Source organism: Sphingobium sp. HDIP04 (genome assembly GCF_000445085.1).
Classification (GTDB): Bacteria; Pseudomonadota; Alphaproteobacteria; order Sphingomonadales; family Sphingomonadaceae; genus Sphingobium; species Sphingobium indicum.
Genome location: NZ_ATDO01000021.1, coordinates 1 through 6,324, shown reverse-complemented (window position 1 = coordinate 6,324; position 6,324 = coordinate 1). Strand labels below are relative to the sequence as shown.

General features: G+C 68.4%; 5 protein-coding genes. All 5 read right to left on the bottom strand.

Features of this window, described 5'->3' with window-relative positions; all coding sequences use genetic code 11:
* Window positions 1-87 precede the first annotated feature (87 nt).
* Window positions 88-2,124: a M3 family metallopeptidase gene (locus L286_RS25645; protein WP_020818327.1), complete on the bottom strand. Its 2,037-nt coding sequence runs from the start codon at window positions 2,122-2,124 to the stop codon at window positions 88-90.
* An 84-nt stretch (window positions 2,125-2,208) separates the two neighbouring features.
* Entirely contained in the window at window positions 2,209-2,598 is a 390-nt protein-coding gene (locus tag L286_RS25640; protein WP_020818326.1) for a nuclear transport factor 2 family protein, read from the bottom strand.
* Window positions 2,599-2,801: 203 nt separating this feature from the next.
* Complete coding sequence (locus tag L286_RS25635; protein WP_238559273.1) at window positions 2,802-3,827, bottom strand: glycosyl hydrolase family 8; 1,026 nt, start codon at window positions 3,825-3,827, stop codon at window positions 2,802-2,804.
* Window positions 3,802-4,278 carry a cellulose biosynthesis protein BcsD gene (gene bcsD, locus L286_RS25630; protein ID WP_020818324.1) on the bottom strand — a complete coding sequence of 159 codons (477 nt, stop codon included), beginning with the start codon at window positions 4,276-4,278 and terminating at the stop codon, window positions 3,802-3,804. Before bcsD ends, L286_RS25635 begins: the two co-directional genes overlap by 26 nt.
* Window positions 4,278-6,324 (bottom strand): cellulose synthase subunit BcsC-related outer membrane protein (locus tag L286_RS25625; RefSeq protein WP_021222923.1); only part of this gene is annotated, 2,047 nt, incomplete at its 5' end. The genes bcsD and L286_RS25625, both read right to left, overlap by 1 nt.

Here is a 6,324-nt window from a genome sequence, read left to right as displayed (position 1 = left end):
TTCCCCTCCACCACGCTTCGCGCGGTCCCCCTCCCCATCTCCCGATGGGGAGGAACAGGATAGGTCCGCTCTCGACCCGCCCGTCACTCAGGCCGCCAACCCCCGCATGCGCAGCAGCGCGTCGACCTCCGGCGCGCGCCCGGCGAAGGCGCGGAAATTCTCTGCGGCGGGGCGGCTGGCCCCCGCCGCGAGGATCTCGCGCCGGAAGGCGGTCGCGCCCCCGCCCGGAATGTCGGCATGCGCGAAAATCTCGAAGGCGTCGGCCGACAGCAGTTCAGCCCAGAGATAGGAATAATAGCCCGCCGCATAGCCGCCCGCGAAGATATGGCTGAACGCATGGGCAAAGCGGTTCCATTCCGGCGGATGGACCACGGCCACCGCCTTGCGCACCTGGTCCAGCGTGGCGTTCACCCGCGCGCCCCGCGCCGGGTCGTAGTCGCGGTGGAGCAGCAGGTCGAAGGTCGCGAACTCGATCTGGCGCAAAATGGCCAGGCCCGCCTGGAACTGCCGCGCCGCCAGCAGCCGGTCGAACATCGCCCGCGGCAGCGGCTCGCCGCTGTCGACATGGCCGGACAGGCCGATCAGCGTGTCCCCGTCCCAGGCGAAATTCTCCATGAACTGGCTGGGCAGTTCCACCGCGTCCCACTCCACGCCGCTGATGCCGCCGATTGAGGGCAGGTCCACCTCGGTCAGCAGGTGATGCAGCACATGGCCGAATTCGTGGAACAGCGTCACCACGTCATTATGCGTCACCAGCGAGGGCCGGTCGCCGGCGGGCGGCGCGAAATTGGTGGTGAGATAGGCGATGGGCAGATGCAGCCGGTCGGCATCGCGGAAGCGCGAGCGGCAGACGTCCATCCACGCCCCGCCCCGCTTGCCCGCCCGCGCGAACAGGTCCAGATAGACGCCCGCCACCACGGCGCCGTCCGCGTCCAGCAGGTCGTAGAACAGCACGTCGGGATGCCAGGTCGACACGCCCTGCCGGGCGACGAGGCGAAGGTTGAACAGGCGCTCTATCAACGCCTGCGTCCCGGCAAGCACGCGGGGCAGGGGGAAATAGGCCTTCAGCGCCTCCTGATCGACGCCGTGCAGCGTGCGGCGCATCGCTTCGGCGACATAGGAAAGATCCCAGGGCCGCACATCGTCCAGCCCCAGATGCTCGGCGGCGAAGGCGCGGGCTTCGGCCAGTTCGCGCTCCCCCACCGGCCGCGCACGCCGGGCGAGGTCGGCGAGGAATGCCAGCGCCTCGTCGGCGTCGGCCGCCATCTTGGTTTCCAGCGAATGGGCGGCGGAATCGGCAAAGCCCAAAATCTGCGCGGCCTCATGGCGCAGCGCCATGATCGCGTCGATCCTCTCGCTGTTGTCGTGGCTCTTGTCGTCCGCCTGGTCGGAGGCGCGGGTGTTGTAGGCGCGATAGACCCGCTCCCGCAGCGCCCGATCCCTGGCGTGATAGAGGATCGCCAGCACGCTGGGCTGGCGCAGGGTGATCAGCCAGCCCGGCAGCCCCTTTTCCCGCGCATAGGCGGCCAGGATCGCCCTGTCGCTGTCCGGCACTCCTTCCAGCGCCGCTTCGTCGGTGACATGCTCGCTCCAGGCTTCGGTCGCGTCGAGCACCGCATTGCCGAATTTGGTGCTGAGGTCGCTCAACTCCACCCCGATGTCGAGGAAGCGTTGCCGCGCCTCCCCCTCCAGCGCGACGCCCGCCAGGCGGAAGCCGCGCAGGGCGAGATCGACGGCGCGCCGGGCGGCGGGCGGCAGGCTGGCGAAATCGGGGCGGGCGGCCAGCCGGGCGACGGCGTCGTGATGGGCGCGGTTCTGCCCCGCCTCCATCAGATAGGCGGTCATCAGCGCCTGGGCGGCGGCATGCGCCTCCCGCAATTCGGGCGTGTCGGCGACGGAGGCGAGATGCCCGACCGGCGACCAGACCCGCGACAGCAGGAAATCGGCCCGCTCGGCGGCGAGGATGACCGCGTCGAAATCGTCCTTCCCGCCGGCGGCGATCCCTTCGATGGCGGCGCGGTGGGCCTCGATCGCCGTCTCCATGGCGGGGACGACATGGGCGGGCCGGATGGCGGCGAAATCGGGCAGGTCGCTATCGGCAAGGAGGGGATTGTCGGCGGTCATGGCTACTCGCGGCTGGCTGGCCTCTGCGGGATGAGGAACAGCCTTTAATTGGGCGCTGGCGGGCGGCGGTTCAAGCGTTTCCGGTCAGGCGAGCGTCAGGTATATTTCCGCTTCGATGACCCAATCCGCGCCCACCTGCCGCCATTTGGCGCTGTAGCTTCCCGATGCCGGCGGGTAGTCCGAACCGGCGGTCACCCCCTGCCACCGGCCATGTTCCATCGCGATGGGTTCGACCGACGAGGCGACGATATTTTCCGGCGTGCGGGTGTAGACGGTCCGCCGCGCCGCCGCGAATTCCCGCTTCCAGGCCTGGAGCTGCGCCTTGCGGCCGGAGATGACCGCGCTGTCCGATCCGGTGACGAGCACGGCCTGGGGCGCGAGCAGGGGACCGATGGCGTTCAGGTCCGCCTCCGCAAGGGCGCGGTTGAAATCGGCGCGGCGCATGCGGATGGCGAGGTCGGGGGATGTGATCATCGGGCTTCTTTAGGATTCTTGGCGGGGAATGGCCATGAGCGGTCATCAGTTTCCGTCACCCCGGACCCTTCGACAAGCTCAGGACAGGCTTGATCCGGGGTTCCGCTGCCTTGGGCTGGGCGCTGTTTACAAGAAAAGCGGGACCCCGGGTCAAGCCCGGGGTGACGAAAGGAGGAATGACGGGAAACCACCTGGAAAGCCGGTCAAATCCGCATCTGGTTCATCAGTCCCAGCGTTGCGGCATAATAGTCCTGATCGACGCCGCCAGCCGGCAGGTTGCGGTTCAGCAGGCGTCCGGCGATGGCGGTGGCGCCGGCGGAAAGCGCATAGGGCGCGGTTTCGCCCGTGACCACATTCACCCAGGCGGGCAGCGGCTTGCCGGCGCGGACGAGGGCGAGCCAATAACGGGCGATCGCGTCGCATGCGCCGCGCCGTCCGCTCATCAGGCAGTAGAGCGGGACGCGGATGCCCTCGAAGCCGAAGACGGGATCGCGTCCCTCCGCCGGTTCGACCACGCCCTTGCCCTTGATGTCGAGCCAGTCGGCGGGCAGGCCCGATGGGCCGAAGCGCGCCGCCTTCAGGATATTCATCCCGTCGGCTGCCAGCGGACCCCAGATGCGCGGTTCCAGCCGGGCGAAGGCGTCTATCGCCGGCCAGACATAATAGGATGGGTTGACGATCACCCGGTCCGCCTTGGCGAAGCCGACGAGGCCCGGCAGCAGCAGGGTGAAGCCGTGGCGCTGCACGATCAGCTTCTGCGCGACAGCGCCCCGGATCGCCGCCGATTGCTGGAGATAGTCCGGCTTGCCCCAGCGGCGGCCCGCCATCAGCAGCGCCCAGGCGATCAGCAGGTCGCCGTCGGTCGCATTATTGGGATCGGCCACCGGATCGGCGCGGCCGGGCGTGTAGCGCCAGCTATGCAGCGCCACGTCCTTGCGCAACAGGGTCTGGGCGGTCCAGCGCGCCATGCCCTCGAAGGCCGCGGCGTCGCCCGCCGCCTGCGCCAGCGCCATGCCATATCCCTGGCCCTCGCTATGGCTGACGCCGCCATTGCCATTGTCGACGATCCTGCCCTCCGGCGTCAGGAAGCGGGTCTTGTAGCCCTGCCAGAGCGTGGGATCGAGCATCAGGCCGTCCGATGGTCTGGCGCGGGCGCAGCCGGTCGTGAGAGCAAAGGCGAGGGCGGTCAGGATCGCCCGCCGTTCAAATCCCATGACGCAGTTCGACATGCCCGCCCTGGCTGCGCGAAATCCGGGTGCTGAGCCGTTCGCCGCTGCCCATCTGCCGGAACCAGGCGTCATAGGCGCCCTCAAGGATGAAGGGCGCGACCCCGGCCCATATGCCGTCGGCATCGCCCTCCAGCCTTTCGGGCAGGCCGTCATGGAAGATGTCGATGCCTTCATCGTCCAGTTCGAATCGGACGCTGCCCCAATGCAGCCTGTGCCAGACCATGTTGCCGTGCTGGGTCAGCCTGTCCATATCCTTGGCATTGACGATCGGATGGCTTTTGGCAAGCCGCGCGCCGACCGCCCGGAAAAAGCCCTGCATCTGTTCCGCCGTGGCGGCGGAGGCGATTTCGGCCAGGATCAGGCTGACGAAGCGCTGCGCGGCCTCCGCGCCGGATGCGAGCATGGCGATGTCCTGATCGCCCGCCACCGGGAAATCCTTTACGAACAACATCAATTGCCTCCGATATTCTGCTTGAGTCCGATCAGCGTCTTGAACTCCTTATATTCACCGAAAGTGTTGATATTCAGTTCCCCGCCCAGCCGCGTATTCGGGCTGACCCGATAGGAAATCGCGCCGCTCGCCGACAGGCCGAAGCCGGTCTTGCTGATGCTGTCATAGCTGGAACGCACGTCGCTGTTCTGGCTCTTGAGGAAATCCAGCACGCCCTGCGCGCCCGGCTCCGTCGGATAGACCGGCTCGCCCTGCTGATCATAGCTTTGATAGCCGGGCGCGACGCTGGCCTGGATGCTCATCGGGCCGTCATTCGTCCAGTAGCGGATCGGGAAATTGACGCTGAGGAAGCTCTGCGGGCTGAAATAGCCGCCATGGCCATAGGTAAAATAGTTCTGGTTGTTGTCGTAATTCTGGTAATTGACGTTGAAGCCGACCGAAACGCCGGAACGCGCATTCTGCCACGCCCGCAAATAGCCGCCGGCATTGATTTCCACGCTGTCATTGTCGCGCACCGCCGTGCCGTCATAATGATAGAAGGAACCGTCGGCATAGACGCCGTTGCCGTTGCGGTCATAGGACAGGGACAGGCCGCCGCCGCTTTTCATCACCGCGCCCCAGAAGGCGCCGCTGCGCGGATCGTCGGTGCCCGCATAGGCGATGATGCTGTCGGTCACCGGCTTCCGGTCGGCCCAGATGCGGGCGGTGGCGTTGGTCGACAGGCGGGGCGTCAGTTCGATCCTGCCGGTGACATGCTCCTTGGGGAAGCCCAGCGGCGTGACGCCCGCCTCCAGCTTCAGCAGCTTGCTGACATAGCTGGCGGTGACGGCGACGCCGGACTGGTGCTGGGTTTCGGCATCGGCGAGCTGGGACGGCTGCTCGTCCACGATCCCCTGCGCTTCGGGCGTGGCGTTGGTGCCGAAGCGGGCGAGCCCCGATCCGGTCGGGCGGCCGGAATCCAGCACGACCGCCGTCGCCTTGATGCCTGCCCGGCCGCCCGCGACAGGAGCGGAGAGGGAGGCGCCGCCGGTCATTTCGCGCAATTTGCTGAGGCCCGTTTCGCCGGAGCGGGAGCGGTAGCCGGTGTCGACGTCCACGCGGGGGCCGCTTTCCTCGGCGGATTGCTGCAATTGCCGGTCGATCTCCGCCAGCACCGGATCGGCGGGGAGGTTCGCCATGCCGACGGCCGGATCGCCATAATAGGGCGCAGGAGCCGCCATGCCGGGAAGACCGGCGGTGGCATAGCCCGGCGCGGGCGGGTAGGCGGGCATGGCAGCCGGGGTGGGCGGGGCATAGGCTGATCCCGCTGGCTGCTGCGGGGCGAAGCCCATGGGCGGCGCGTAGGGCGCCGGCAGGGCCGCTGGATTGCTGCCCAGCGCGAAGGGATTGACAGGCTGCGGCGCGGCCATGGCGCGGAAGGGATTGGCCGATTGGGGCGCCGCCGCGAACGGGTTGCCGTTCGCCATGACCGCTCCCGGCGCCATGCCGGTTTCGCGCATGTAGAGCGCCCTGGCGGTCTTGAGGTAACGCGCCGCGTCGCCGTCGCTGCCGCGGGTCTGGGCCATGCGGGCCGCCGCCATATAGACGCGGTAATCGGCCGGGTGCGTCTGGATCGCCTGCTGGGCGACGGCGCGCGCCGTGTCCGTATCGCCCGACGCGCTGGCCGTGTCGATCAGGCCCACCATGGCGTCGCGATCCGCCGGCTTCTGCGCCAGCAGCATGCGGAAGGTCTGCGCCGCCTGCGCGTTGAGGCCGCCCGACTGGTACAGCCGCGCCAGGGCCGAAAGGATTTCCTCATTGCCCGGCGCATCGTTCCATGCCGCCTGCAACAGGTCGAAGGCGGGGGCGAACTGGCCCGCCTGCCGCATCCGGTCCGCCTGCGCGGCGGCCAGCGTCGCCTTCAGATTGCCGAGGCTGCGTTGGCCCTGGAGCGAGGGGCCGGCCAGCGCCGAGGCCTTCTGCACGGCGCTCATGGCCAGGCCATCCTGCCCGGTCTGCGCCAGCACGCGCACCGCCGCGTCATAGGCGCCCGCGTCATTGGCGGGG

Bases quoted from the DNA above. Each gene is read 5' to 3' on its own strand.
- L286_RS25645 (WP_020818327.1), bottom strand. From the start codon at position 2,124: ATGACCGCCGACAATCCCCTCCTTGCCGATAGCGACCTGCCCGATTTC.
- bcsD (WP_020818324.1), bottom strand. From the start codon at position 4,278: ATGTTGTTCGTAAAGGATTTCCCGGTGGCGGGCGATCAGGACATCGCC.
- L286_RS25640 (WP_020818326.1), bottom strand. From the start codon at position 2,598: ATGATCACATCCCCCGACCTCGCCATCCGCATGCGCCGCGCCGATTTC.
- L286_RS25635 (WP_238559273.1), bottom strand. From the start codon at position 3,827: ATGTCGAACTGCGTCATGGGATTTGAACGGCGGGCGATCCTGACCGCC.